Source organism: Tahibacter soli (assembly GCF_025717065.2).
Lineage (GTDB): Bacteria > Pseudomonadota > Gammaproteobacteria > Xanthomonadales > Rhodanobacteraceae > Tahibacter > Tahibacter soli.
This window is the reverse complement of sequence record NZ_JAOVZO020000020.1, coordinates 229,028-252,613: the sequence shown is the minus strand read 5'-3', so window position 1 is coordinate 252,613 and position 23,586 is coordinate 229,028. Positions and strand designations below refer to the sequence as shown.

At 68.8% G+C, this 23,586-nt stretch carries 21 protein-coding genes, 1 tRNA gene and 1 pseudogene; 8 read left to right on the top strand and 15 right to left on the bottom strand.

The genetic code is table 11. The features are described from left to right. Positions 1-273: 273 nt before the first annotated feature. Genes OD750_RS22045 through OD750_RS22020 form a run of 6 tightly spaced genes read right to left on the bottom strand, consistent with a single transcriptional unit; the run spans position 274 to position 6,151 of the window. Positions 274-1,140 (bottom strand): STM4011 family radical SAM protein, encoded by an 867-nt coding sequence (locus OD750_RS22045; RefSeq protein WP_263544246.1) that lies wholly within the window; start codon positions 1,138-1,140, stop codon positions 274-276. Further along, on the bottom strand, positions 1,127-2,455 hold the full coding sequence (locus OD750_RS22040) for an STM4012 family radical SAM protein (RefSeq protein WP_263544245.1): 1,329 nt from the start codon (positions 2,453-2,455) through the stop codon (positions 1,127-1,129). The genes OD750_RS22045 and OD750_RS22040 overlap by 14 nt, the downstream gene beginning before the upstream one ends. Continuing rightward, positions 2,452-3,249 (bottom strand): STM4013/SEN3800 family hydrolase, encoded by a 798-nt coding sequence (locus OD750_RS22035; RefSeq protein WP_263544244.1) that lies wholly within the window; start codon positions 3,247-3,249, stop codon positions 2,452-2,454. Before OD750_RS22035 ends, OD750_RS22040 begins: the two co-directional genes overlap by 4 nt. A 13-nt stretch (positions 3,250-3,262) precedes the next feature. Further along, positions 3,263-4,360: an STM4014 family protein gene (locus tag OD750_RS22030; RefSeq protein WP_263544243.1), complete on the bottom strand. Its 1,098-nt coding sequence runs from the start codon at positions 4,358-4,360 to the stop codon at positions 3,263-3,265. Continuing rightward, a complete protein-coding gene (locus OD750_RS22025; protein WP_263544242.1) occupies positions 4,360-5,271 on the bottom strand; it encodes an STM4015 family protein in 912 nt (303 codons plus the stop codon). The genes OD750_RS22030 and OD750_RS22025 overlap by 1 nt, the downstream gene beginning before the upstream one ends. Positions 5,272-5,323: 52 nt before the next feature. After that, positions 5,324-6,151 (bottom strand): hypothetical protein, encoded by an 828-nt coding sequence (locus OD750_RS22020; RefSeq protein WP_263544241.1) that lies wholly within the window; start codon positions 6,149-6,151, stop codon positions 5,324-5,326. 35 nt (positions 6,152-6,186) lie between these two features. Here OD750_RS22020 and OD750_RS22015 point away from each other — a divergent pair, with 35 nt between their 5' ends. The 4 genes from OD750_RS22015 to OD750_RS22000 are packed head-to-tail and all read left to right on the top strand — an operon-like array spanning position 6,187 to position 10,380. Continuing rightward, complete coding sequence (locus tag OD750_RS22015; protein ID WP_263544240.1) at positions 6,187-7,980, top strand: ABC transporter ATP-binding protein; 1,794 nt, start codon at positions 6,187-6,189, stop codon at positions 7,978-7,980. A gap of 51 nt (positions 7,981-8,031) precedes the next feature. After that, positions 8,032-9,048: an S-methyl-5-thioribose-1-phosphate isomerase gene (gene mtnA, locus OD750_RS22010; RefSeq protein WP_263544239.1), complete on the top strand. Its 1,017-nt coding sequence runs from the start codon at positions 8,032-8,034 to the stop codon at positions 9,046-9,048. Between the two features lie 2 nt (positions 9,049-9,050). Continuing rightward, the gene (locus tag OD750_RS22005) at positions 9,051-9,986 is read left to right on the top strand and encodes a glycosyltransferase family 2 protein (protein WP_263544238.1); all 936 of its coding nucleotides are present in this window, start codon (positions 9,051-9,053) and stop codon (positions 9,984-9,986) included. Between the two features lie 4 nt (positions 9,987-9,990). Then, the gene (locus OD750_RS22000; protein WP_263544237.1) at positions 9,991-10,380 is read left to right on the top strand and encodes a GtrA family protein; all 390 of its coding nucleotides are present in this window, start codon (positions 9,991-9,993) and stop codon (positions 10,378-10,380) included. Here the strand turns inward: OD750_RS22000 and OD750_RS21995 are convergent. Next, positions 10,334-11,746 (bottom strand): phospholipid carrier-dependent glycosyltransferase, encoded by a 1,413-nt coding sequence (locus tag OD750_RS21995; protein ID WP_263544236.1) that lies wholly within the window; start codon positions 11,744-11,746, stop codon positions 10,334-10,336. The two genes, OD750_RS22000 and OD750_RS21995, sit on opposite strands and share 47 nt — an antisense overlap. A gap of 236 nt (positions 11,747-11,982) precedes the next feature. On the opposite strand from OD750_RS21995, the pseudogene OD750_RS21990 reads away from it, so the two are divergent. Beyond that, a pseudogene (locus tag OD750_RS21990) lies at positions 11,983-12,732 on the top strand (TonB-dependent siderophore receptor); the annotation flags it as partial. A gap of 309 nt (positions 12,733-13,041) precedes the next feature. On the opposite strand, the gene OD750_RS21985 reads toward OD750_RS21990, so the two are convergent. The 5 genes from OD750_RS21985 to OD750_RS21965 all read right to left on the bottom strand — a co-directional run bounded on the left by OD750_RS21985 (position 13,042) and on the right by OD750_RS21965 (position 15,847). Further along, on the bottom strand, positions 13,042-13,401 hold the full coding sequence (locus OD750_RS21985; protein ID WP_425508265.1) for a hypothetical protein: 360 nt from the start codon (positions 13,399-13,401) through the stop codon (positions 13,042-13,044). A 78-nt stretch (positions 13,402-13,479) separates the two neighbouring features. Continuing rightward, positions 13,480-13,884 carry a roadblock/LC7 domain-containing protein gene (locus OD750_RS21980; protein ID WP_263544235.1) on the bottom strand — a complete coding sequence of 135 codons (405 nt, stop codon included), beginning with the start codon at positions 13,882-13,884 and terminating at the stop codon, positions 13,480-13,482. Continuing rightward, entirely contained in the window at positions 13,881-14,438 is a 558-nt protein-coding gene (locus OD750_RS21975) for a GTP-binding protein (protein ID WP_263544234.1), read from the bottom strand. Before OD750_RS21975 ends, OD750_RS21980 begins: the two co-directional genes overlap by 4 nt. Further along, positions 14,435-15,367: a hypothetical protein gene (locus OD750_RS21970; protein WP_263544233.1), complete on the bottom strand. Its 933-nt coding sequence runs from the start codon at positions 15,365-15,367 to the stop codon at positions 14,435-14,437. Before OD750_RS21970 ends, OD750_RS21975 begins: the two co-directional genes overlap by 4 nt. A 252-nt stretch (positions 15,368-15,619) precedes the next feature. Next, positions 15,620-15,847, bottom strand: a complete 228-nt coding sequence (locus OD750_RS21965; RefSeq protein WP_263544232.1) for a hypothetical protein — start codon at positions 15,845-15,847, stop codon at positions 15,620-15,622. A 225-nt stretch (positions 15,848-16,072) separates the two neighbouring features. On the opposite strand from OD750_RS21965, the gene OD750_RS21960 reads away from it, so the two are divergent. Continuing rightward, the gene (locus tag OD750_RS21960) at positions 16,073-16,534 is read left to right on the top strand and encodes an Rrf2 family transcriptional regulator (protein ID WP_263544231.1); all 462 of its coding nucleotides are present in this window, start codon (positions 16,073-16,075) and stop codon (positions 16,532-16,534) included. Further along, entirely contained in the window at positions 16,524-17,435 is a 912-nt protein-coding gene (locus tag OD750_RS21955; RefSeq protein WP_263544230.1) for an NAD(P)/FAD-dependent oxidoreductase, read from the top strand. Before OD750_RS21960 ends, OD750_RS21955 begins: the two co-directional genes overlap by 11 nt. A gap of 193 nt (positions 17,436-17,628) precedes the next feature. On the opposite strand, the gene OD750_RS21950 is transcribed toward OD750_RS21955, so the two are convergent. Together OD750_RS21950 and OD750_RS21945 are read right to left on the bottom strand one after the other, a co-directional pair. Further along, positions 17,629-18,066, bottom strand: coding sequence for a hypothetical protein (locus OD750_RS21950; protein ID WP_263544229.1), 438 nt, complete (start codon positions 18,064-18,066; stop codon positions 17,629-17,631). A gap of 118 nt (positions 18,067-18,184) precedes the next feature. Then, positions 18,185-18,274: transfer RNA gene (locus tag OD750_RS21945), tRNA-Ser, on the bottom strand. A gap of 674 nt (positions 18,275-18,948) precedes the next feature. Here OD750_RS21945 and OD750_RS21940 point away from each other — a divergent pair. Then, positions 18,949-19,632, top strand: a complete 684-nt coding sequence (locus tag OD750_RS21940; RefSeq protein WP_263544228.1) for a response regulator — start codon at positions 18,949-18,951, stop codon at positions 19,630-19,632. A 297-nt stretch (positions 19,633-19,929) separates the two neighbouring features. Here OD750_RS21940 and OD750_RS21935 read toward each other — a convergent pair whose 3' ends face one another. Next, the gene (locus OD750_RS21935) at positions 19,930-23,583 is read right to left on the bottom strand and encodes an Rne/Rng family ribonuclease (protein WP_263544227.1); all 3,654 of its coding nucleotides are present in this window, start codon (positions 23,581-23,583) and stop codon (positions 19,930-19,932) included. Between the last annotated feature and the right edge of the window lie 3 nt (positions 23,584-23,586).

The following is a 23,586-nucleotide window of genomic DNA, read 5'->3' as shown; positions in this document are numbered from 1 at the left end:
GGACGCACAGGGATGTGCGTCGTCCGCCGCGGTCCAGGATGGACCATCGGCGGACCCCGCCGGGCGCTTGCGGTACCCGCAGGGCAGGATGCCCGGAGGGGCGTGGTAGTTGGGGTGGCCTTCTTTGGTTACTTTCTTCGGCCAGTCGAAGAAAGTGACTCGGCCGCCGGCAGGCGGGCGAAACGCTCTGTTAAACGCCAGGCAAAATCTACAACGCGACAACCAATTGCCGGATCGGCGTCTGCCAAGACGACGAGCAAAGCGCGAGCGAGGCTAAATGGCCAGGACCCGTTCCATCACCCCATCCCCAAACGAGGCCGAAACCGAAACGTCGCGCCTGTGCGCATACCCGATAAAACAATCGCAGCGCGCGTTCGGGCAGCGCCGCTCGCCGCGCGTGTGAAAAAAACTGCCATCGTACAAATTGCCAAGATCGCGGCGCACGAAGTGACAAGGGCGGACGTTGCCGTCTCCGTCGACCGAGATCGAAGAGCCCCCCGCGCGGCAGTCCGCGCCGAGGCTCGCCGGCGGCGCGAGATTGAACGGGAAATGCGGATCGATCGCCGCCAGCCGCGCCACGTCGGCCGTGTCGTAGTAGTCGTCCGGCCGCGGATCGAGCGCGTTGATCCACAGATACTCGCCTTCGCGCAGCGCCGCACGTACCGCGTCGATCTCGGCGTAGTGCTCGCGCGCGCCGACCACGCCGACGCTGAAGCGCACGCCCGCGTCGCGCAGTCGCGCGATGCGCGCGAGAAACGCGTCGCGCGCCATCTGTGTCGGGTGATACGTGCACCACAGCGCGAGCGCGTCGCGGTTCGCGCGATCGATCCAGGCGAGGTTGCTTGACAGGTTCGTCTGTATCGCCACGCGCCGCACGTTCGGCGCATGGCTCAGCGTCACCAGCGCTTCGACGTACGGCTTGCGCACGAGGCCTTCGCCCCACGGCGTGAACAGAATCGCCAACGGCTCGGACCATGCGACGGCCCAGTCGACGAAGCGCGCGAGATCGTCCGCGTCGCGGCGCAGCGTTTCGCGCGTGTCGCGGCGCTTGGCGAACGGGCAGTACGCGCAGTCGTAGTTGCAGCTCGCCAGCCGGCCGCGATACAGGATGCGCAGCGTCGCCTCGTCAAGCGGCCGCATAGGCGTCCATGCGCTCCTGCACCGCGTTCGAGACGAGCCACGGCCCGATCGTGTCGGCGTGCGCCATGCCTTCGGGCGTCAGCGCGACGACGCCGCCGTCGCGCCGCGCGAGGTCGAGCTCGAACAGTTCGGCCAGTTGGGGCAGGTCGTCCGGCGCCGTGCCGCCGAACCGCATCCGGTACGCATGCTCGTCGAGCCCCGGCCATGTCAGCAGCGACTGGATCACGTAGCGGCGGCGCTGCTCGTCCGCGTCGAGCGCATAGCCGTAGCGCGCCTGCGCGAAGCTCGTGGCAGGCGCGCCGACGTAGCGCTCGAGGATCTGCGAAACGCTCGCGCGCGCGACGCCGTAGTGGTCGGAATAGTGCAGCGTGCGCGTGTACGAACGCGCGCCGCAGCCGACGCCCACCATGCCGTCGTTCTGGCAGCAGTAGGCGGGGCCGTCCTGCGCGGGGGCGTGCGGCGCGCGAAACATGCGCATCGACACCTGCGTGTAGCCGGCGCCGAGCAAAGCGTCGCGCGCGACGGCGTACAGCGCGCCGCGCGTGTCCGTCGCGGCGCCGCGGCGCTCTTCGAGGCGGCCGAGCCCGGTCTTGGCGCGCACGTACAGCGGATACAAGTACAGTTCTTCGGGCGCGAACGCGAGCGCGCTGCCGATCGAATCGACGAGGCTCGCGGCCGACTGGCCCGGGATGCCGTAGATCAGGTCGAGATTGAGCGTGGGAAAGCGCAGCGCCCGGATGTCGCCGATCGCGCGCACGACTTCGTCGCGCTGCGCCGGCCGCACGAGCGAGGCGAGTTCGGCGTCGACGAAGCTCTGCACGCCCATGCTGACGCGGTCGATGCCGGCGTCGCGGCAGACCGCGAGTCTGTCGCGCGTCGCGGTTTCCGGACTCACCTCGATGCCGGCCGGCACGTGCGCCACGTCGACGTTCAGATGCCGCTGCGCCGCGTCGAACACGCGCGCGAGCTGCGCCGGCGCGAGATAGCTCGGCGTGCCGCCGCCGATCGCGAAGCGTACGACGCGATGCGTGCCTAGCGCATCGCCGACGACGGCGAGCTGGCGTTCGAGCTGCGCGACGTACGCCTCGACGAGACCGTCGGCCGGACGCCCGAGCGCGAACAGGTTGCAGAAGCCGCAGCGATACGTGCAGAACGGTACATGGAGATAAGCGAACAGGTTGTCGCGATCTTCGCCGGCCCACAGCGCGGCCAGGTCGACCGGTGCGGGCAGGTCGCGGTACGCGGTCTTGTGGGGATACGCGTAGGCGTAGGCCTGATAGGCGCCGGCGCGCAGACGGTCGGCGAGCCGGGTCATGCGTCGATCTCGAAATGCGCGTAGGGCACGTGCGTAACGGTCGGATGCGCGTGGCGGTGACCCTCGTAGCCGTCTTCGCCGTAGGCCGTGCCGTGGTCGGAACAGACGATCGCGAACGCCGGGCCGCGGCGGCGCAGCGCGGCCCACAGTGGTGCCAGCGCCGTGTCGACGTACGCGAGCGCCGCCGCGTGCGAGGCGAGCGTGTCGTGCGCGGCGCCCGGCACGTAGTGGCGGTTCGGCTGGTGCAGCGCCGATACGTTGAGAAACAGAAAAACGCGCCGCGCCGCGAGCGCCGGGTCGGCGAGCCGCTCGCACGCGAGCGCGACCTGCGCGTCGGTCGAGCGCGACGCGGCGACCGAGAATTCGGGCCGCCAGTACTTTTCGTCGAACGGCGCGGCGAGCGCGCATCCGAGCGGGCCTTGCAGGTTGAAGAATCCGACGCCGCCGATGCAGATCGTGCGGTAGCCGCGCCCGGCGAAGCCTTCGACGATCGTCGCGGCGTCGTCGAACACGCAAGTGCGTTCGCCGGTCGTCTCGCTGCCGGGAAAGCGCAGCGCGAACAGACGCGGATGCAGGCCCGGCGCGACCGGCGTCGGCAGAAAGCCCGCAAAGAAAGCCGCGTGCGCCGCGTAGGTGAAGGTGCCGGGCGTGTGGCGCGGCTCCCATCCCGTCGGGGGCAGCAGGCGAGCGAGGTGGGGCAGCGCGCCGGCGCGCCACTGCGCCTGCGCGACGTCGTAGCGCAGCGTGTCGAGCGTTACGAATGCGACGTCGCGTGCGCCGACGATGCGGCGCATGTCGGGTATCGCGTCAGCGTTCATCGGCGGCGGCGAGCCATGCCTGGTCGTCGTAGGTCGTGCGGCCTTCGTGCACGAGGCCGGGCAGGAGGTCGCCGAAAGCGTTCGCTTCGATGACGATCGCTTCGCGGCCGCGCACGATCATGTCGAGTCCGATCGAGTGGCTGCGCGCGAACGCGCTTGCCGCCGCGGCGCTCGCGCCGTCGAGCGCCGCGTTTTCGGCGTCGCCGTGCCAGTCGGGCGCCGCGCGGCGGTTGCCCAGATGCAGGTTCGTCAGCGGCGTGGCGCTCATGCGCGCGATGCGCTGGCGCGGCCGGCCGCCGAACGCGACGACGCGCAGGTCGTGCGACAGACCCGCGCCGGCCGGCGTGCGCGGCTTGGCGACCCAGCGCTCGGCGTACGCACCCTGCGCCGCAAGCCGGTCGACGAGCCGTGCGATCGTCGCGCGGTCGGTGTGACGCGCGACACGCAGATGGTTGTACACGCGGCCGTCGTCGCCGATGCGCGCCGAGGTCGTGGCGACGAGACGGCCGTCGCGATGGCGCTGCAGCGCGATCACGCCGGCCGCCGACGATCCGTAGCGCGCCTTGACGAACACGCGCGGTGCGGCGTCGGGCGGATGACGCGCGTCGAACGCGCCGAATCCCTCTATCGTGCCGAGCGGCTCGGGTACCGCGACGCCGGCCGCGCCCAGGCGTTGTTGACAAATCCATTTGTCGGTCATGTCGAGAATGTCGGCGGCCGGATTGACGAGCCGCAGCGACGCGACGCCCGCGAGCCGTTCGCCGGCGCGGCGCAGCAGGTCGGCGAAGCCGAGAAACCACCAGTGTCCGTATGCGAGCTCGCCGTGCCGCAGCGGTTCGGGCGGCGGCCCGCGCTCGCCGTCGAGCCGCCAGCCGCGCCGGATCAGCGCGTCGGTCAGCGTCGCGTCCTCGCCCGGCGAATCGAACTTGCACCAGCGATGCGCCGCGGCGGCGCCCGCGAGCCGGTCGAGGCCCGCGTCGGTCAGGAGTTCCTTCCAGTCGATCGCCGCAAACCGCCCGCCGCGCGCGGCGACGGCGCCGGCGAGCAGCGCGATGCGGCGATTGGCGACGACGCCGACGGCGAGCATCACTCGCTTACTTGCACGTAGCGTTCGCCGTCGTCTTCTTCCTCCGCGCCGTCGATGATGAGTTCGAGCGGCAGCGCGCGCAGCTTCGCGATCGCCGCGTCGCCGATGTAGTGATGGCGCACGTCCAGGCGCTTCAGGCCCGCGATATGCGGACTGGCCGCGAGCGCGAGCGCGCCGCGGTCGCCGAGCGTGCCCATGGAAAGATCGAGCGTATGCAGACGGCCGAGCCATGGCTGCCGCGCGACGTGTTCGGCGATCTCGTCGCTGATCGTCGCGTTGCGCAGGCCGAGATACGTGAGGCGCGAGGGGTCGATGCGCGCCAGCAGGTCGGCGTACGGCGCAATCGATCCGCCGAAGCCGTAGTTTTCGTCGCCGAGCCACAGTTCGAGGTGTTCGAGCTGCGGCAGAGTCGACTGCGCAATGCCGGCGACGACCGCGTCGGGCAGGCCGCCGGTTTCGATCGCGAGCTCCTTCAGCGACGCGTGCGCGAACGGCGGTACGACGAGTTGCTCGGCGCCGCGGATGCGCAGGGTTTCGAGCTGCGGGAACGCGGCCAGGAGCGGCGCGTAGTTGGTCTGGATGATCCACGAGATTTCGCAGTCCTCGCAGGTCATGTCGCCGACGAACAGCGCGCGCAGCGCGGGCAGTTCGGCGCGGCGCGCGATCAGCGCCTCGAGATAGCCGGCCGGCGATTCCTCGGGTCCGTTCGCCCAGCTGCCGATCACGAGCGCGTCGAGCGTTGCGAGGTTCGTCTGCCCGAGAAATTCGGCGAGCAGTTCTTCCTGCGTCTCGTCGGCTTCGTATTCCTGCATCAGGCGGTAGACCGCGCGCGGATCGCCGACGCGGTCGCCGTGGCTGAAGTCGCGCACGGGCTTGCCGAAAAACGTGTCGAGCGTTGCGTTGACCGTCATGACTGTCCTTCCCTGGAACGGGCGCGGCGACTCTAGCACGCGTCCCTTGCGGCTATTCCTTGGCGCGTTTCGCGGTTTTCTTCGTCGCCGCCGCCTTGTTCGCGGTCGCCTTTTTCGTGGCGTTCTTCGCCGCGGCCTTCTTCGCTGCCGGTTTCTTCGCCGCCGGTTTCTTCGTGGCGGTCGTCTTCGCGGCGGCCTTCTTCGCGGCGCGACGCGGCTTCTCCAGCGCCGGCGCGTCGTCGGCTTCGCCCTCGACGGTTTTCTCGGCGAACGGATTGAGCGCGGCGACGCGCGAGAGCACGCTGCCGATGCTGCCGAGCGCTTCCTTCGTCGCGGCGACCGACCAGTCCCACACCTTGCGCTCGTCGACGCCGGTGAACGCGCGGAACGCATCGGCGAGACCGTCGGTCCGCACTTCGCCGATCTTCGCGAACGCCTGCGCGCGGCGCCCGATCGCGTACGTCGTCGACGCGTTGCCGAGCGCACTGGTCAGCACGGCGGCGATGGGCGCCACGCGGCCGAGCACGCCGCCGCCGATCGTGCCGCCGTAGCGCGCGAACAGACGGCGGCCGAGCGCGTCGACGCTGACGCTCGCGCCGACGCCGAGCGCGCTGATCTGCGCGATCAGCGGCTTGCGCAGCGCGTCGGGCAGCGGCAGGTCGTAGAGTTTGAGCGTGTCTTCGATCAGCGACTCCTGAATGGCGCTGACCGCGGCCATGTCGGCGATTTCGCCGAGCGTGAAACGCAAGAGGATGCCCGCGCCGGGAATCGCGCCGGCCAGCGCCGACAGCGCGCCGACGCCGGCGGCCTTCAGGCACGCGGTGCGCAGCAGCGCCTGGAACTCCGCGTCGCGATCGCGCTCGGCCGGCGGCGGCGACACGCGTTTTGCGGGGATCTCCGTGCTAGGCTTTCTCGATGCCATCTTCCACCTCGTCGTTCGCTGCGTTGTGGCAGCTTATACGTTATGCGCGTCCCCATCGCGCGCGCCTCGTCGCCGCGACCCTGTGCTCGGTCGCGAACAAACTGTTCGACGTCGCGCCCGAGATACTCATCGGCATCGCGATCGACGTCGTCGTGCGCGGCCAGGGCTCGTTCGTCGCCGGGTTCGGGGTCACCGACCCGCTGCACCAAGTCTACCTGCTCGGCGCGCTGACGCTCGCGATCTGGGTGTTCGAGTCGGTGTTCGAGTTCGCCTATCTCGTCTTGTGGCGCAATCTCGCGCAGACGCTGCAGCACGAGCTGCGCACGAGCGCCTATGCGCACGTGCAGAACCTCGACCTGGCCTATTTCGAAGACCGCTCCAGCGGCGGCCTCGTCGCCGTGCTCAACGACGACGTGAACCAGCTCGAGCGGTTTCTGAACGGCGGCGCGAGCGAACTGATCCAGGTGGTCGTCACGGTGATCGCCTGCGGCGCGGTGTTCTTCGCGATCTCGCCGCAGATCGCGGTGCTCGCGTTCACGCCGATTCCGGTGATCCTGTGGGGCGCGTTCTATTTCCAGCGCAAAGCCGGTCCGCGCTACGACGTCGTGCGCGAGAAGGTGGCCGTACTGTCCGGGCGCCTGGCGAACAATCTCGCCGGCATCGCGACGATCAAGAGCTTCGCGGCCGAGTCGCGCGAATCGGCGCGGCTCGACGTCGAAAGCCGCGCCTACGTCGACGCGAACCGCCGCGCGATCCGCTTGAGTTCCGCGTTCGTGCCGCTGATTCGCATGGCGATCCTGTTCGGCTTTCTGTGCACGTTCGTGCGCGGCGGCCAGCTCGTGCTCGAAGGCCATCTGCAGGCCGGCTTCTACGCGGTACTCGTGTTCCTGACGCAGCGCCTGCTGTGGCCGCTCACGAGGCTCGCCGACACGGTCGACCTGTACGAGCGCGCGATGGCGTCGACGCGGCGCATCCTCGCGCTGCTCGGCACGCCCGTGCAGATCCGCGACACCGGCACGCTCGCGCCCGCGCAGCCTGCGCGCGGCGCGGTTTCGTTGCGCAATGTGCATTTTGCGTACGCGAACGGCGCGGCGGTGCTGCACGGCGTCGATCTCGACGTGCCGGCCGGCACGACCGTCGCGCTGGTCGGCGCCACGGGCGGCGGCAAAAGCTCGCTGATCAAGCTGCTGCTGCGCTTCTACGAGCCGACGGTCGGCGAGATCCTGCTCGACGGCGAACCGCTCGCGCGCTACCGGCTCGCGTGGCTGCGCGCGCAGATCGGCTGGGTCGCGCAGGACGTGTTCCTGTTCGACGGCAGCGTGCGCGACAACATCGCCTACGGCCGTGCCGGCGCGAGCGACGACGACATCGTCGCCGCGGCGAAGGCGGCCGAAGCGCACGACTTCATCATGCGGCTGCCGCAAGGCTACGACACGCCGGTCGGCGAGCGCGGCGTGAAGCTGTCGGGCGGCCAGCGCCAGCGCCTGTCGATCGCGCGCGCGCTGCTCAAGGACCCGCCGATCCTCCTGCTCGACGAGGCGACGAGCGCGGTCGACAACGACACCGAAGCGGCGATCCAGCGCTCGCTCGCGCGCCTGGCGCACCAGCGCACGGTGATCGTGATCGCGCATCGGTTGTCGACCATCGTGTACGCCGACCAGATCGTCGTCGTCGAGAACGGCCGCATCGTCGAGCGCGGGCGCCACGGCGATCTCGTGCGCCACGGCGGCGTGTACGCGGCGCTGTGGAACGTGCAGACCGGCGAGGCCGCGGCCGTGCGCGAGTGAGCGCGACGCGGCCCTGCGGTATCCTTTGCCATTGCGAATGAGGGAACGCCCATGAACGACCTGGACCGCTACGACACCGTGCGGGCCGTGCACTGGCACGGCGATCATCTGCGCCTGCTCGACCAGCGCCGGCTGCCGTTCGAGACCGTGTTCGTCGACTGCCGCAGCGCGGCCGACGTCGCGCAGGCGATCAGGGATCTCGTCGTGCGCGGCGCGCCCGCGATCGGCATCGCCGCGGCGTGGGGCGTCGTGCTCGCGGCGCAGCAGGCGCCCGAGCTTCTCGCCGAGGCGATCACGCAGCTGCGCGCGTCGCGGCCGACGGCGGTCAATCTCATGTGGGCGCTCGAACGCATGCAGCGCGCGATCGACGCGGGCGCCGACGCCGGCAGGCTCGCCGACGAGGCCCGTGCGATCCAGGACGAAGACCTCGCCGCGAACCGGCACATGGGCCAGCTCGGCGCGGCGCTGCTGTCGGGCGGCGGCGTGCTGACGCATTGCAATACCGGTTCGCTCGCGACCGCGGGCTTCGGCACGGCGCTGGGCGTCATTCGTGCCGGCGTCGCCGGCGGAAAGATTTCCAAGGTGTACGCCGGCGAAACGCGGCCGTGGCTGCAGGGCGCGCGACTGACGATGTGGGAACTCGTGCAGGACGGCATACCGGCGCAGCTGATCGCCGATTCGGCCGCCGCGTATCTCATGCGTTCGGGCGCCGTGCAGTGGGTGATCGTCGGCGCCGACCGCATCGCCGCGAACGGCGACACCGCGAACAAGATCGGCACGTACCAGCTCGCGATCGCCGCGAAGCACCACGGCGTGAAGTTCATGGTCGTCGCGCCGTCGTCGACGGTCGACATGGCGACGCCGGATGGCGCCGGCATCGAGATCGAACTGCGCGATCCGGCCGAACTCCTGGGCGTTGCGGGCACGCGCACCGTCGTCGAAGGCGCGAACGCGTGGAATCCCGTGTTCGACGTGACGCCGGCCTCGCTGATCGACGCGATCGTCACCGAGCGCGGCGTGATCGAGCGCCCGAACCGCAAGGCGATGACGGCGCTGTTCGGGGCGTGACGATGACCGCGGGCGCCGTGCGTGTCGCGGTTCTGATTCCCTGCTTTAACGAGGCTATCGCGATCGGCGCGGTAGTCGCGGCGTTCCGCGCGGCGCTGCCTGGCGCGCAGGTCTTCGTGTTCGACAACAACTCGCGCGACGCGACGGCCGCCGTGGCCGCGCAGGCCGGCGCGATCGTGCGGCGCGTCGAGCTGCAGGGCAAGGGTCACGTCGTGCGGCGCATGTTCGCCGACGTCGACGCCGATGCGTACGTGATGGTGGACGGCGACGACACGTACGACGCGGCGAGCGCGCCGCGGCTCGTCGGAACTTTGCTCGAACGACGTCTGGACATGGTCGTCGGTGTGCGCGAGCCGATCCACACCGGCGTGCACCGGCCCGGCCACGCGTTCGGCAATCGCCTGCTCAGCGGCTTCCTGTCGCGGCTGTTCGGTCGCAACTGCTCGGACATCCTCACCGGCTACCGCGTGTTCTCGCGCCGCTTCGCCAAGTCGTTTCCGGTGCTGTCGTCGGGCTTCGAGATCGAAACCGAGCTGACCGTGCACGCGCTAGAGCTGCGGATGGCAGTGGGCGAGATGTCCACGCCGTTCAAGGAGCGGCCGGAAGGCTCGCACAGCAAGCTGTCGACCGTACGCGACGGCGTGCGCATCGTCTCGACGATGGTGCGATTGTTCGCGGCCGAACGGCCGCTGGCGTGCTATTCGATCATCGCCGCGCTGCTCGCGCTTACGTCGGTCGCGCTCGCGATTCCGCTGTTCGTGACCTACGCGCACACCGGCCTCGTGCCGCGTTTTCCGACCGCGATCCTGTCGACCGGCCTGATGCTCTCGGCCGCGCTGTCGCTGTTCGCCGGGCTCGTGCTCGACACGGTCACGCGCGGCCGGCGCGAGACGAAGATGCTCGCGTATCTGGCGCAGCCGACGCCGGGCGGGGAGTAGCGCCGTGCCGCAGTTTCTTCTGTTCTGCATCGGCGGCGTGATCGGCTTTCTCGTCGACGCCGGCGTGCTGCGCCTCCTGATTTCCGCGTTCGCCGCAAACGCGTACCTCGCGCGCGTGTTCTCGTTCCTGTGCGCGGCGACCGCGACCTGGCTGTTCAATCGCCACAACACGTTTCGCGGCGTGCGCCGCTACGGGCTTCTCGGCGAATGGGCGCGCTATCTCGCCGCGATGACCGGCGGCTTCGTCGTGAACTACGGCACGTATGCGTTGTTGTATACGTTTGTCGAAATCGTGCGCACGTACCCCGAACTCGGCGTCGCGGCCGGGTCGGTTGCCGGTCTCGTCGTCAATTACGCATCGTCGCGCTGGTGGATCTATCGCCGCGACGCGTGAATGCGGCCGCGATCGCGACGAGCGCGAGCGGCGCGAACGGATGCAGGTAGCGGAACGACACGATGTGCGAAAACAGAAAGTGTCCGGCCACGAGGCCGCACGTGGCGAGCGCGAACGCCAGCGACGCGGCCCGGTATTCGCGCGGGCTGCGTACGAGCGCCGCGACGGCGAGCGGTGCGAGCGCAAACAGACAGAACGTCAGCCACGGCGGCGCCGCGGCGATGAAGTACCGCGCGACCGGGTTGAACGTCGCGTGCGTGCGGCTCGCGTCGTGGCCGAGCCTTTCGCGGACGGCATTGCGAATGTCGTCGGAAAGCGGTCGCGTGCCGACGTCGTCTTCCAGACGCGGCGCCGTGACGGTGCGCACGAAATAGTCGGTCATGCTGCCGGCCTGCATCGCGAGAAAGCCCGGAATGTTCTCGCGCAGCGCGCGCGCCGCGATCTTGCGCGCGACGACTTCGGCGCGCTCGTCGCCGAGTTCGCGCTTGAGCGTGTGGATCAGGCCGTCGGGCAGCCACAGCTGCTGTTCGCGCAGCAGCGGGTTGCGCAGGTCCGGCCCGAGCGTTGCGAGAACGTCGCGCGAGACGCCGTAGCGTTCGAGGTGTTCGGGTTTGACCAGCGGTGCGACGAGGCCGAGGCGGAACGTGCCGCTCGCGCGCAGATACGTCGGCTCGGTTTGCGCGACATGGCCGTACAGGCGCTGATAGCCGGCATGCGCGAACGCGGTCGCCACGAGCGCTACAGCCGCATGCAGCGCGAGGCGGGGCCATGACGGGCGTTTGCGCGCGAACAGCGCCGCGAACGGCGGTACGAGCGCGAAGCCGAGCACGACCGGCAGCAGGCTCATGCGCAGCGCGACGGTTGCCGCACCCGCGACCGCCATCGGCACGAGCCAGCGCCAGTCGCACCGGCGCGCGTACGCGATGCCGCAGGCGATCGTGGTCACGAGGCACAGCGTGCCGGGGCTTTCGGCCATGACCATGCGTTCGTAGAACAACTGCGCCGGTTCGAGCGCGATGATCGCCGCCGCCAGCGCCGCGTAGCGGAACGCGACGCCGAGGTCGACGGCGATGCGCGCGCACAGGAGCGCGGTCGCGACGCCGCACAGCGACTGCGCGGCGACGAGCGCCGTCAGCGATCCGAACGCGACTGCCCCGACGCGCACAAACATCGGATAGAGGAACGAGCGGTCCGGCGGAACCCAGCCGGTCAGCGCCGCGTGCAGATAGCTTTCCGAATCGCCGAGAAAGAAGCGGACCGTGGGATCGGCAATGCCGGCGACGAGCTTGATCGCGATCAGCGCGGCGGCGAGCGCCAGCCACGGGTGCGGTGTCGGTCGGAACGTGTCGGCGGTCGGATTCGGCATCGATCGGTGCATTGAACCAAAGGCCGACTTTAGCGCGTATCGGGGCCGGCTCCCGGGACGCGCCCGGCGAGAAGCCGGATCGATTTAAAGCAAGTGAGAAGCATTACTATTTGAGATAACCTGCCGCCGTCAACCGCCGCGGTCCGACGTGCGGGAAAGCCGCGCACGAACCGCCATTGCCAGAGGCCCTCCGATGTTCCGACGCCGAACCGCGCGCGCCGCGCTCTTTCGATCCGGTGTACGGCACGCCGGTGACGATACCCGCGTACACGAGCCACACCGACCAGGTGCAGAAGCAGCTCGGCGTCTACGCGCAGGATCAGCTTTCGATCGATCGCCGGATCGTGATGCTCGGCGTGCGCAAGGACCGGGTCGATACCGACACCGACGATCTCATCGCGCGCACGAGCGCGTCGCAGTCCGACGACGAGGCCTCCGGCCGCGTCGGCGTGAGCTATCTGTTCGACAGCGGTTTCGCGCCGTACGCGTCGTACTCGCAGTCGTTCCAGCCGACCGTCGGCAGCGACTTCGCCGGCCGGCCGTTCGAACCGGCGACGGGCGACCGGGTCGAGGCCGGCGTCAAGTTCCAGCCGGCCGGCGCCGACGGGCTCGTCACACTCGCGGCGTTTGAAATCACGCAGAAAAATTCCAAGACGATCGACCCGAGCCACACGCTGCACCAGGTGCAGCGGGGCGAGACGAAGCTGTCGGGCATCGAGCTCGAAGGGCGCTGGAACCTGGGGCCGGGCCTGTCGGTCTACGGCGCGTACACGTACACCGATTCGGAAGTGACCCGCACCACCGACCTGCCGTCGCTCGGCAAGAAGGTGGCGCTGGTGCCGCGGCAGCAGGCGTCGGCCGGCTTCGACTACACGTTGACGCAAGGCGCGCTCGCCGGATTCGGCTTCGGCGGCGGCGTGCGCTACGTCGGTCGCCATTTCGGCGACATCTACAACCAGTGGGAGACGCCGGGCTACACGCTCTTCGACGCCGCGCTGCACTACGACCTCGAACGCTGGCGCCTGCAGCTCAACGCGAGCAACCTGCTCGACAAGGAATTACGTGTCGGTCTGCAACAGCAATACGTGGTGCTACTACGGCTACGAGCGCCAGGTCAGCGCGACCGCGCGCTATCGCTGGTGATCGTGCGGACGAGCCGCGGACCTCCGGCAGTTACCTGTCTTGCCGCGTTCGCGTCGCGGCGCGCGGTCGTCGCTGGCGCGAGCGACCGCGCGCCGCATGCGCGACAGCGAAGCCTGCAGCGTGTGGTCGGTGGTGCCGGACGGTCGCGGGATTCAGACGACCAGCGACGCCTCGGCGTCCTGACAGTTGCGCCGCGCGAGCGCGAGATTCGATTTCGCCTTGTCCAGAACGAGATAAAGGAACAATCCCGGCTTGGCGGCGATCGGGCGAATGATGTGATATTGCTTGCCGAGCGTGATGAGGATGTCTTCGATGCTGTCGGCGAGCCCGAGGCTCTTCATCGTCTTCATCTTCGCGCGTACGACCTCGGTATTGCCGGCCGCCGCGAGATCGAGATCCAGACCGCTGCCGATGCGTCCGAGCGTCATGCCGCTGTTCGCGTCGACGAGCGCCGCGCACAGCGCGCCGTCGGCCTGCAGCAGGTTCGCAAGGCTTTCGTTGATATTGGCCACGGGACTTCTCCTTCGTAGGAAACGGCGCACCGGTCGATGCTGCGCGAACCCGGGCGCGGTGCGACGCCCGGGCTCGTTCTATTCGCGAAAGGCACGTCCGATTGCGCTGCAGCAGTTGCGCGCGGCCCACAGGAGCTGCCCGAGCACCGACGCGCCGTTCGCGACGATTGCGAGCGACATCGGCGGTTTCGCGTCGGGCACGTGCATGATCACGACCGTGCCGCTGTCGGCCTCGATGATCATGCGATTGCATTCGACGATGCCGGCTTCCTTGGCGATAGCAGAGCCGATCGCGCCGAGCGAGCTGCCCATCGCCGCGAGCCGTTCGGCGCCGCTCTTGCCGACCTGCAGCGAAGCGACTTCGAACCCGTCGGCGGACAGCAGCACCGCCGAGACGACGCCGGGCGTCGACTGGCCGAAGGCTTCGAGCTGCTTCTGCGCCACTCCGGTGGCGACTTTTCCGAAACGCGGCGCTGCGCTCATGCGGTGAGTCTCGTCGGGTCGGCGGTTTCGATGAGGCACAGGAGGGTGTCGACCAGCAGCAGCACGTCGGGCCGGCGGCGCACGTCGACGCCGAACACCGGCAGCGTCAGGCCGCGCGTTTCCAGCCGCTGCGAGAACGCGTCGAGCGGCGGCGCGCCGGCGTGATCGAGACGGCCGACGCCGATCACGATCGGCGTACGTTTGCCGCTGCCGAACGCGTCGACGAAGTGATCGAGCTGGACGAGCGCGTCCGACTGCGACGCATCGATCAATACGATCACCCCGGCCGCGTTCAGGCCCAGGATGTCCCACATGAAGCGGAAGCGCGCCTGGCCCGGCGTTCCGTACAGGCGCACCGCGGTGCCGTCGTCGAGTGCGATGTGGCCGTAGTCGAGACCGGCGGTCGTGAGCGCCTTGTCGAAGGCTTCGCGGTCGGTGTTGAACACGTCGGTCGACACCGGCGCTTCGTCGCTGATTGCCGCGATCGCGGTCGTCTTGCCGACGCCCATCGGCCCGGTGAAGACGATTTTGAATTCGCTGTCGGCGCCGCTCATTCGGACAATCCCAGGCGCTGGCGCAGTCCGCGTATCAGATTGCCGAAACGCGACGGCGGCGGAGCGACCGGCGCCGGCGCCGTCGCGTCGATCGCGCTCGCGAGGATGCCCGCCATGGAGCAGGCGTTGAGAAACCGCTCGACCTGCGCTTGCGGCTGTCGCGTCGTCTGCGCGAGCTGTTCGAGCGTGAGTGCGTTTTGCGACAACGCCGCCGACAGCGCCAACTGGTCGCGCGTGCCGCGCACGAGGCCGAAATCCGGCCAACGGCGCAGGCGGTGGCCGGCGCGGCGATCGAGCCACGGTGCGAGGCCGGCAGGCCCGTTCAGGCCGCTGAACCACGCCAGTTCCAGTACCGGCCGGCGCGCGTGGCCTTCCGGCGCCCGCTCGGCCGTGCCTTCCAGCGCCGACAGTTCGACGTGGCGCTGCGTGAACTGCGGCCATAGATCCGCGCCGATGAAGTAGGCCGAGAGGTCGTCCTTGACGAACAGCGTTCCGAACGCGCTGGCGCTCGCGTACAGCCGGCCCGTCGCGGTGCAGCGCGTGAGGCGTCGCAGCGATTCGGCGAATGCCCAGCCCGGGTGCAACTGCTCGACCGGCGGCGCTGTGCGCACAGGCGTCACGAGCGCGCGTTCGATGTCGTCGAGCACGCCGAGCAGTTGCATCACGCGAAACGGATGACACAGCGTATGCGTGCCGACGGGTCGGACCGAGCCGCCCTCGTAGACGGCGATCATCGGCTTGTCGGTGCGCGCCCAATGCGCGATTGCCGGTTCGTTGGAATGGGCGCCGGCCATCAGCACTTCGGCCCGTTCCGGTGTAGACAGTTCCCACGCAGCGGCGGCTCGTCCGTCGAGGATTTTGAGCATCGACTGGAACGCGTGAGTTGCATCGTCGCCGAGGCCGACCACGGCGATTTTCCGTTTTTGCATCAGTGCCCCCCGTCTGGTCGGTGACGCCGACTCAAGGCACGGGTCGAAAGCGTCTCGAACCGCTCCGCATCGCCGTGCGCGGCGATGCAAAGTTCCTTCGTCTGCGGCGTTGAACCAGCTCCGAGATGTGCATCGAATCTATCATCGCAAAAAAAACTTGTACAGGAGTGTACGTTACAGCTGTAAGGACTGTATGAAGTTACAGCTGTAATCGGCGCATCGACCTAGCGACGTTTCGCGGACGCGGCGCGTTCAGTCCCGCTTTTCGGCGTAGCGGTCGTGCGCCTCTCGGGCGATAAACGCGGCCAGTCCGCGTCCGGCCGCCGCCAGGCGTTTCATTGCGGCGACGCGGTGTGCGCCGGCACTCGCGCGGGTATAGCGGTAGACGCCGGCATCGCGAAACGCGACGTCGATGTAGTCGGCGCCGCAGCGGTAGGCGACGATCGGCGAATCGCCGGAGAGGTTCGCGTAGGCGATCATGGCAAATACATGACGGCGGCTCGGCGAAACCGAAGCGTCGACGTACGCGCCAGGCGAACGCGGGCGGGCGAACCGTCATGTGTAGAAATTGTCAGCTATTTATCAATAAAAAAAGCGCTGCCGAGTCCGTTCGTGCAAGCGACCCGCATGGCAAGACCGTCGCGCGATGCAGCGCCGGTCGCATGAGCCCTTGCAATTTCGATTTCATGCAACATAATTAGTTCCATGAAACGCGACAGCAAACTTTCAGGCGTCCTGCACGTCCTGCTGCACATGCTCGGCATGAAGGCGCCGGCGACCTCCGAGCAGCTCGCGCGGGTGATGGGAACCAATCCCGTCGTCGTGCGGCGAGTGATGGCCGGCCTGCGCGACCAGGGCTTCGTCACGTCGGCGAAGGGTCACGGCGGCGGCTGGGCGGTCGCCTGCGATCCGGCGACGGTCACGCTGGCCGATATCTACAAGGCGGTCGGCGAGCCGACGCTCGTGGCGATGAGTCATCGCACGCAGATGCCGCATTGCCTCGTCGAACAATCGGTCAACCGCGCGCTCGACGGCGCTTTTCGCGAGGCCGAGACGATTTTCCAGTCCCACCTCGCGGCCGTGACGCTGGCCGCGTTGTCCGCCGACTTCAATCGCCGCCTCGCCGAGCGCGGCCAGACGATCGAGGAACAGACGCATGCGCTATGACGCAATCGTGGTCGGCGGCAGCTATGCCGGCCTCTCGGCGGCAATGCAGCTCGCGCGTGCGAACCGCTCGGTGTGCGTGCTCGATACCGGCACGCCGCGCAACCGGTTTGCCGCGGCGTCGCACGGCTTCTTCGGCCAGGACGGCATGCCACCCCGCGAGATGATCGCGAACGCGCGCGAGAAGGTCGCCGCGTATCCGAGCGTGCGGTTCGTCGACGCCGAGGCGACAGCCGCGAGCGCCGACCGCGACGGCTTCGTCGTCGCGACGGCCGGCGGCGATGCGTTGCCGGCGAAGAAACTCGTGCTCGCGTTCGGCCTCGACGACGGCTTGCCCGATATCCCCGGCATCCGGGAGCGCTGGGGCAAATCGGTGCTGCATTGCCCGTATTGCCACGGCTACGAGTTTCTCGATCGTCCGCTCGGCGTGCTGAGCGTTCTGGCGGCCTCGGCGCATCAGGCCGCGCTGATTCCCGAATGGGGACCGACGACATTCTTTCTCCACGGCGGTGCGCTGCCGGACGACGAGACGCGCGCACGGCTGGCTGCGCGCAAGGTAGCGATCGAAGCGGCGCCGATCGTCGGCCTTGAAGGCGAGGCGCCGGATCTGGCGGGCGTGCGACTCGCCGACGGACGCTTCGTCGAGATCGCGGCGTTGTATCTCGCGCCGCGCACGCGCCTGCGCAGTGCGATTGCCGGGCAGCTCGGCTGCGAGCTCGAGGACGGGCCGTTCGGCCCGGTGATCCGCACAGACGCGATGCGGATGACGAGCGTCGCGGGCGTGTACGCGGCGGGCGACATCGCGCGGCCGATGCACAATGCGACGTTCGCCTCGGCCGACGGGGTGCTGGCCGGGGCGGCGGTGCATCAGGCGTTGGTGTTCGGGGAAGCGGGCGGGAGGTAGGGCGCCCGACTCTCAAGGCCGAAAGCGTGGTAGCGCAGGTGCACGACCACGCACGGGATTCAAGCCGTGCGAACGAGGGTCGATCATTGCGCGAGCCCGATGGCTTTGATCGTGGGATGAAGCGACTTCATCGATGCGCCGCCCGCATCGCTCAGCGGTGGTATCGGGGCGGCTCGGTTCAGAAAGCGCCGCATTAACGGCTGCCGGTCGGCCGGGATGGCAGCAGCGTCAACAGCGTGATGACCGTCGGAAAAATGAAGCCTTTCAGGTAGGACAGCGGATGACGCCCTGCGGTAAAGGCGACGGGGATGTCGCCAAAATGCGCCCAGTAGTGGGTTGCAACCAGTGCGCCGATGCCCGCCCACATCACCCATAGGGCGCGGCGGATGCCGCACGCGACCAGCGTCAGGCCGGCGATGATGACGAAGCGGAGCGCCGACTGGATGTACTCGTAGGATTTTGGCGTGCCGTTCGCTGTCCTGTCGTACAGCCCGTCATGGTTGCCGACGCCCAGATAAAGATCGTAGAGGACGGTGCAGTGATAGACGATCAGCAGTCCGGCAAGGACGCAGACGATCGTCCGGCGGAGCAGCAGGAAGCGGTTTGCGCTGAGGACAGTCAGGATTGTCATGGGTCCTTGAGCTTGCCTTTTCGCGAGGTTGCTCTAGAGCAAAAATCGGGGCTTTGGAATCGCCCGTGCCCCTGGACTTCTCAAGCTCTTCGGGGACTTGGGCTGCACTCAAACAAGGTGGCGGAGAGAGTGGGATTCGAACCCACGGTGGGCATGAACCCACGGCAGTTTTCAAGACTGCTGCCTTAAACCGCTCGGCCATCTCTCCGTTGTAACCGCATCCGCTTTCGAACTCGACGCAACCGTTGCCGGTGGGATTGTTCGGCCCATCCCTGGGCCTCACCCCTCGCTGCGCGAGGGGCCGGCCCTGCGGCCGTCTTGATTCGTTCCCGACGAATCAATCGAACCCACGGTGGGCATGAACCCACGGCAGTTTTCAAGACTGCTGCCTTAAACCGCTCGGCCATCTCTCCGTTGTAACCGCATCCGCTTTCGAACTCGACGCAACCGTTGCCGGTGGGATTGTTCGGCCCATCCCTGGGCCTCACCCCTCGCTGCGCGAGGGGCCGGCCCTGCGGCCGTCTTGATTCTTTCCCGACGAATCAATCGAACCCACGGTGGGCATGAACCCACGGCAGTCCCAAGACTGCTGCCTTAAACCGCTCGGCCATCTCTCCGTTGCAACCGCATCTGCACGCGTCGCGCTCGACCAATGCTAGCGAATCGCACGACTACAGCGAGTTGGCATTCGCCGGAACCTGAATCTGCGCTCCGCAGCAGCTGGCAAGGATAACGCAGTGATCGTCGCCGCTCCATGCGCGCCCTATGCGACCGTGGATTTGGTTGAGGACTGCGCCGTACCGTACGCTCGCTCCTGGCAAATCTTGTTGCCTTCGTAACACCTGTTACGTAGCGTGGCGCGAGGGGTCTGGAGGTAACGACGTGATTTCGGTGGCACTGATCGACGACCACGCGATGATGCGTACGGGTCTGCGCCTGATTCTGGAGAAGGCCGGCGGCTTCGAGATCGTCGGCGAAGCGGGCGACGGCGAGGCGGGGCTCGCGCTGCTCAAGAAGCTCGAACCCGACGTTGCGCTGCTCGACCTGCACATGCCGTGCCTCACTGGCATCGAGGTGACCGAGCGCGCGCGCAAGGCCGACCTGCGTACGCGCATCGTCATCGTGACCGTCGCCGGCGATTCGCCGTTTCCGCGCCGTCTGCTCGAAGCCGGAGCGGCAGGCTACGTGACCAAGGCCTGTTCCGACGACGAACTGTTGCAGGGGATACGGCAGGTCGCCGACGGCCGGCGCTATCTCGCCGCGTCGATCGCGCAGCAGCTGGCGATGGAGGCGGTTACCGGCACCGGCGGTTCGCCGTTCGATGCGTTGAGCAAGCGCGAGCTCGAGGTCGCGATACGCTTCGCACAGGGCGACGACGCGCTGACGACCGGACGCCACCTGCGCATCAGCAACAAGACGATTTCGACGCACAAGGCGAACATCTTCGCGAAGCTCGATATCGACAACGTCGTTGCATTGGCACATCTTGCACAATTACACGGACTGCTCGACCCGGGCAGCGCATGCGAAACCGCGAACGGTACGCAGCGCAAGCCGCGCGATTGAATGGCTAGTGGTCTGCAACCGACAAATCGGAAGAGGGATCGCGAAGGACGCATCGTGCAGGACGCCGCTGCGGAGCGAAGCCGAGCACAAGCTATTGGCTGAGTGAGCAGCAAGTCATGCGCGGCCAGGACGAGCGAGCTACTTTCGATTTGTCTGTTGCAGGCCACCAGTCGGCGCGTCGCAAACGAAGCCCCTGAAACGACGAACGCGGCGCATACGGCGCCGCGTTCGGTCAGAACTTTCCGGAATCTCAAGACGCGACGACCGGCTCGGTTCGAAGCCGGTCGCGGTCGCGTCTTACTTCGGCTCGCCGTCGGTCGGTGCCGGCGGCGCGTCGGCCTCGGGCTTCGCTGCCGGCTTCTCGGCCGGCACCGGCGTTGCGGGCGGCGTGTGCAGCGCCGAATGCACGGCCTGGCGGATGCTCGTGCCGTGCGGCGGCGCCTCGAAGTTTTCGATCGGCGCGGACACCGGCTTGGCGGCCGGCGTCGGCGCGGCGGCCGGCGCCTGGACCGTCGGAGACGGCGCAGCGGCCGGCGCGGGCTTCGGTTCCGGCATCGTCAACGAGAGCTGACTTGCGGTCGGACCGCGCGATTCGGCGGCGTCGGACGGCTTCGGTTCCGGCGTCGCGGCTTCGACCGGCTTCGGCGCGATCGGCGCAGCGACCGGCGTCGCGGCTTCGACGGGCTTCGGCGCAGCGACCGGCGTCGCGGCTTCGACCGGCTTCGGCGCGATTGGCGCAGCGACCGGCGTCACGGCTTCGACCGGCTTCGGCGCGATTGGCGCAGCGACCGGCGTCGCGGCTTCGACCGGCTTCGGTGCGATCGGCGCAGCGGCCGGCGTCGCGGCTTCGACCGGCTTCGGGGCGATCGGCGCGGCGGCCGGCGTCGCGGCTTCGGCCGGCTTCGGCGCGATCGGCGCGGCGGCCGGCGTCGCGGCTTCGACCGGCTTCGAGGCGACCGGCGCAGCGACCGGCGTCACGGCTTCGACCGGCTTCGGCGCGATCGGCGCGGCGGCCGGCGTCGCGGCTTCGACCGGCTTCGGGGCGATCGGCGCGGCGGCCGGCGTCGCGGCTTCGACCGGCTTCGGCGCGACCGGCGTCGCGGCCTCGACCGGCTTCGGTGCGACCGGCGCAGCGGCCGGCGTCGCGGTCTCGACCGGCTTCGGCGCGATCGGCGCGGCGACCGGCGTCGCGGCCTCGACCGGCTTCGGTGCGACCGGCGCGGCGACCGGCGTCGCGGCTTCAACCGGCTTCGGCGCGATCGGCGCGGCGACCGGCGTAGCGGCTTCAACCGGCTTCGGCGCGATCGGCGCAGCGGCCGGCGTCACGGCCTCGACCGGCTTCGGTGCGACCGGCGCAGCGGCCGGCGTCGCGGCCTCGACCGGCTTCGGCGCGGCCGGCGTCACGGCTTCAACCGGCTTCGGCGCTGCGGCCGTCTGCGCGGGCTTGCCGCCGCTCGCCGCGTCGTTGTCGCCTTCGCCTTCCTCGTCGTCGAAATCGATATCGAGATCGGCGTTCACGCCGTCGGCGGATTCGACACCGCCCTCGTTGCGGCGACGGCGGCGGCCGCCGCGACGACCGCGGCGACGACGGCTGCCTTCGCGCGCCTCATCGGTGACCGGCGCACCGTCGGTGCTCGTTGCCGGCACGGCCGGCTTCGCGGCGGCGACGCTCGCATCGGCGGCTGCGGCGATGGCACCGGCATCGGTGCCCGGAATCTTTGCGACCGGTGCCGTTTCGGCGGCGGCCGCCGGTGCGACCGGCGCGGCGGACGGCGGTACCGGCGTCGGCTTCGCCGGACGTTCGGCGGACGGCGGCGGCGGGGTCGTCATGCGCTGGTCGCCGCGCGGCTCGCCCTGGCGATCCGGACGCGGCTGGCGCTGCTCGCCCTGCGGCTTGTCGGTCTGCGGCTTGTCGCCTTGCGGGCGACGCTCGGACTGCGGGCGTTCGGGCTTCGGCGGACGCGGTTCCTGCGGCGGGCGCTGTTGCTGCTGCGGCTTGCCCTGCTGCTGCGCGCCGTCGCGCGGTTTCTGCGCATCGTCGCGCGGCTTGCCGTCGCGACCGCCGCGCTGCTGGTCGCGGCCACGGTTGTCGCGATCGCCGCGGCCGTCGCGGCCCGGACGACCGCGCTGGTCGCGCTGTTCGTTGCGGCCACCGCCGGCCGGGCGGGGCTCGGGCTTGGCGGGCTGCGGCGCCGCGACCGGCGGGTGCGCCGGCTTGCGGAACCACGACAACATGCGTTCGAAGAAGCCCGGCGCAGGAGCGCGCGGCGCCGTCGCCGCGGCCTTGCGCGGCGCCGCTGCCGGCTTCGGCGCTTCGTCGTCGTCCTGCTCGGATTCGGGACGCAGCGGCGCCGGGCTCGCCGGCACGACGCGGCTCACGGCCGGCCGTTCCGGTTCGGCGCTCGGCTGCGCCACCTGCGGCGGCGGCGTCGTGACGATCGGCGTCAGGCGGTCGTAGCTCGGCCGCTGGTTGTCGCCGATGTCGGCGGCCTTCAGGCGCTGGATTTCAAGATGCGGCGTTTCGAGCTTCTCGTCGGCGACGATGATCACCGCCACGTCGTGACGCTGTTCGATCTCGCTGACCTGGCGGCGCTTTTCGTTGAGCAGGTAGTTGGCGACCGTCGAGGGCGCCTGCACCAGCACCTGGCCGGTGTTGTCCTTCATCGCGTGTTCTTCGACGAGGCGCAGCGCGGACAGCGACAGCGACTCGACGCTGCGGATGCGGCCGTGGCCGGTGCAGCGCGGGCAGACGATCTGGGTCGATTCGCCCAGGCTCGGGCGCAGGCGCTGGCGCGACATTTCCATGAGGCCGAAGCGCGAAATGCGGCCGAGCTGCACGCGCGCGCGGTCGAGCTTGAGCGCGTCCTTGAGCGTTTCCTCGACTTCGCGCTGGTGCTTGGGGCTGTCCATGTCGATGAAGTCGATGACGATCAGGCCGCCGGCGTCGCGAATGCGCAGCTGGCGCGCGATCTCGATCGCCGCCTCGCGGTTCGTGTTGAACGCGGTTTCCTCGATGTCGCCGCCCTTCGTCGCTTTCGCCGAGTTGATGTCGATCGCGGTCAGCGCTTCGGTCTGGTCGATCACGATCGAGCCGCCCGACGGCAGACGCACGTTGCGCTCGAACGCGTTTTCGATCTGCGTTTCGATCTGGAAGCGCGAGAACAGCGGCGTCGTGTCGCGGTAGAGCTTGAGCTTGCGCAGGTTGTTCGGCATCACCTGCTGCATGAAGTCGCGCGCGTCGGAGTAGAGATCCTCGTGGTCGATGAGGATTTCGCCGATGTCGTTGCGCAGGTAGTCGCGCAGCGCGCGGATGATGAGTTTCGATTCCTGGTAGATCAGGAACGGTCCCGGGCGCGAGGTCGCGGCTTCCGAGATCGCCTTCCACAGCTGCAGGAGATAGTCGAGGTCCCACTGCAGTTCTTCCGCGTCGCGGCCCATGCCGGCGGTGCGGATGATGAGGCCCATGTCGTCCGGGCACTTCAGGTGGTCGAGCACCTCTTTGAGGTTCGCGCGGTCTTCGCCTTCGATGCGGCGCGACACGCCGCCGGCGCGCGGGTTGTTCGGCATCAGCACCATGTAGCGGCCGGCGAGCGAGATGAACGTCGTCAGCGCCGCGCCCTTGTTGCCGCGCTCTTCTTTTTCGACCTGGACGATGACGTCCTGGCCTTCCTTGAGCAGTTCGCGGATGCCGGCGCGATTGTGGTCGACGCCCGGGGTGAAGAATTCGCGCGCGATTTCCTTGAGCGGGAGGAAGCCGTGGCGCTCGCCGCCGTATTCGACGAAGCAGGCTTCCAGCGAAGGTTCGACGCGGGTGATGCGGCCCTTGTAGATGTTGGCCTTTTTCTGTTCCTTCGACGGAATCTCGATATCGAGGTCGAACAGCGACTGGCCGTCGACGATGGCCACACGCAACTCCTCACGCTGAGTTGCGTTGATCAACATACGCTTCATTTC

Excerpts from the sequence above, each read along its gene's own strand:
- OD750_RS22045 (WP_263544246.1), bottom strand. The coding sequence starts at position 1,140 with ATGCGGCCGCTTGACGAGGCGACGCTGCGCATCCTGTATCGCGGCCGG.
- OD750_RS22040 (WP_263544245.1), bottom strand. The coding sequence starts at position 2,455 with ATGACCCGGCTCGCCGACCGTCTGCGCGCCGGCGCCTATCAGGCCTAC.
- OD750_RS22035 (WP_263544244.1), bottom strand. The coding sequence starts at position 3,249 with ATGCGCCGCATCGTCGGCGCACGCGACGTCGCATTCGTAACGCTCGAC.
- OD750_RS22030 (WP_263544243.1), bottom strand. The coding sequence starts at position 4,360 with ATGCTCGCCGTCGGCGTCGTCGCCAATCGCCGCATCGCGCTGCTCGCC.
- OD750_RS22025 (WP_263544242.1), bottom strand. The coding sequence starts at position 5,271 with ATGACGGTCAACGCAACGCTCGACACGTTTTTCGGCAAGCCCGTGCGC.
- OD750_RS22015 (WP_263544240.1), top strand. The coding sequence starts at position 6,187 with ATGCCATCTTCCACCTCGTCGTTCGCTGCGTTGTGGCAGCTTATACGT.
- mtnA (WP_263544239.1), top strand. The coding sequence starts at position 8,032 with ATGAACGACCTGGACCGCTACGACACCGTGCGGGCCGTGCACTGGCAC.
- OD750_RS22005 (WP_263544238.1), top strand. The coding sequence starts at position 9,051 with ATGACCGCGGGCGCCGTGCGTGTCGCGGTTCTGATTCCCTGCTTTAAC.
- OD750_RS21995 (WP_263544236.1), bottom strand. The coding sequence starts at position 11,746 with ATGCCGAATCCGACCGCCGACACGTTCCGACCGACACCGCACCCGTGG.
- OD750_RS21980 (WP_263544235.1), bottom strand. The coding sequence starts at position 13,884 with ATGAGCGCAGCGCCGCGTTTCGGAAAAGTCGCCACCGGAGTGGCGCAG.
- OD750_RS21975 (WP_263544234.1), bottom strand. The coding sequence starts at position 14,438 with ATGAGCGGCGCCGACAGCGAATTCAAAATCGTCTTCACCGGGCCGATG.
- OD750_RS21970 (WP_263544233.1), bottom strand. The coding sequence starts at position 15,367 with ATGCAAAAACGGAAAATCGCCGTGGTCGGCCTCGGCGACGATGCAACT.
- OD750_RS21965 (WP_263544232.1), bottom strand. The coding sequence starts at position 15,847 with ATGATCGCCTACGCGAACCTCTCCGGCGATTCGCCGATCGTCGCCTAC.
- OD750_RS21960 (WP_263544231.1), top strand. The coding sequence starts at position 16,073 with ATGAAACGCGACAGCAAACTTTCAGGCGTCCTGCACGTCCTGCTGCAC.
- OD750_RS21955 (WP_263544230.1), top strand. The coding sequence starts at position 16,524 with ATGCGCTATGACGCAATCGTGGTCGGCGGCAGCTATGCCGGCCTCTCG.
- OD750_RS21950 (WP_263544229.1), bottom strand. The coding sequence starts at position 18,066 with ATGACAATCCTGACTGTCCTCAGCGCAAACCGCTTCCTGCTGCTCCGC.
- OD750_RS21935 (WP_263544227.1), bottom strand. The coding sequence starts at position 23,583 with ATGAAGCGTATGTTGATCAACGCAACTCAGCGTGAGGAGTTGCGTGTG.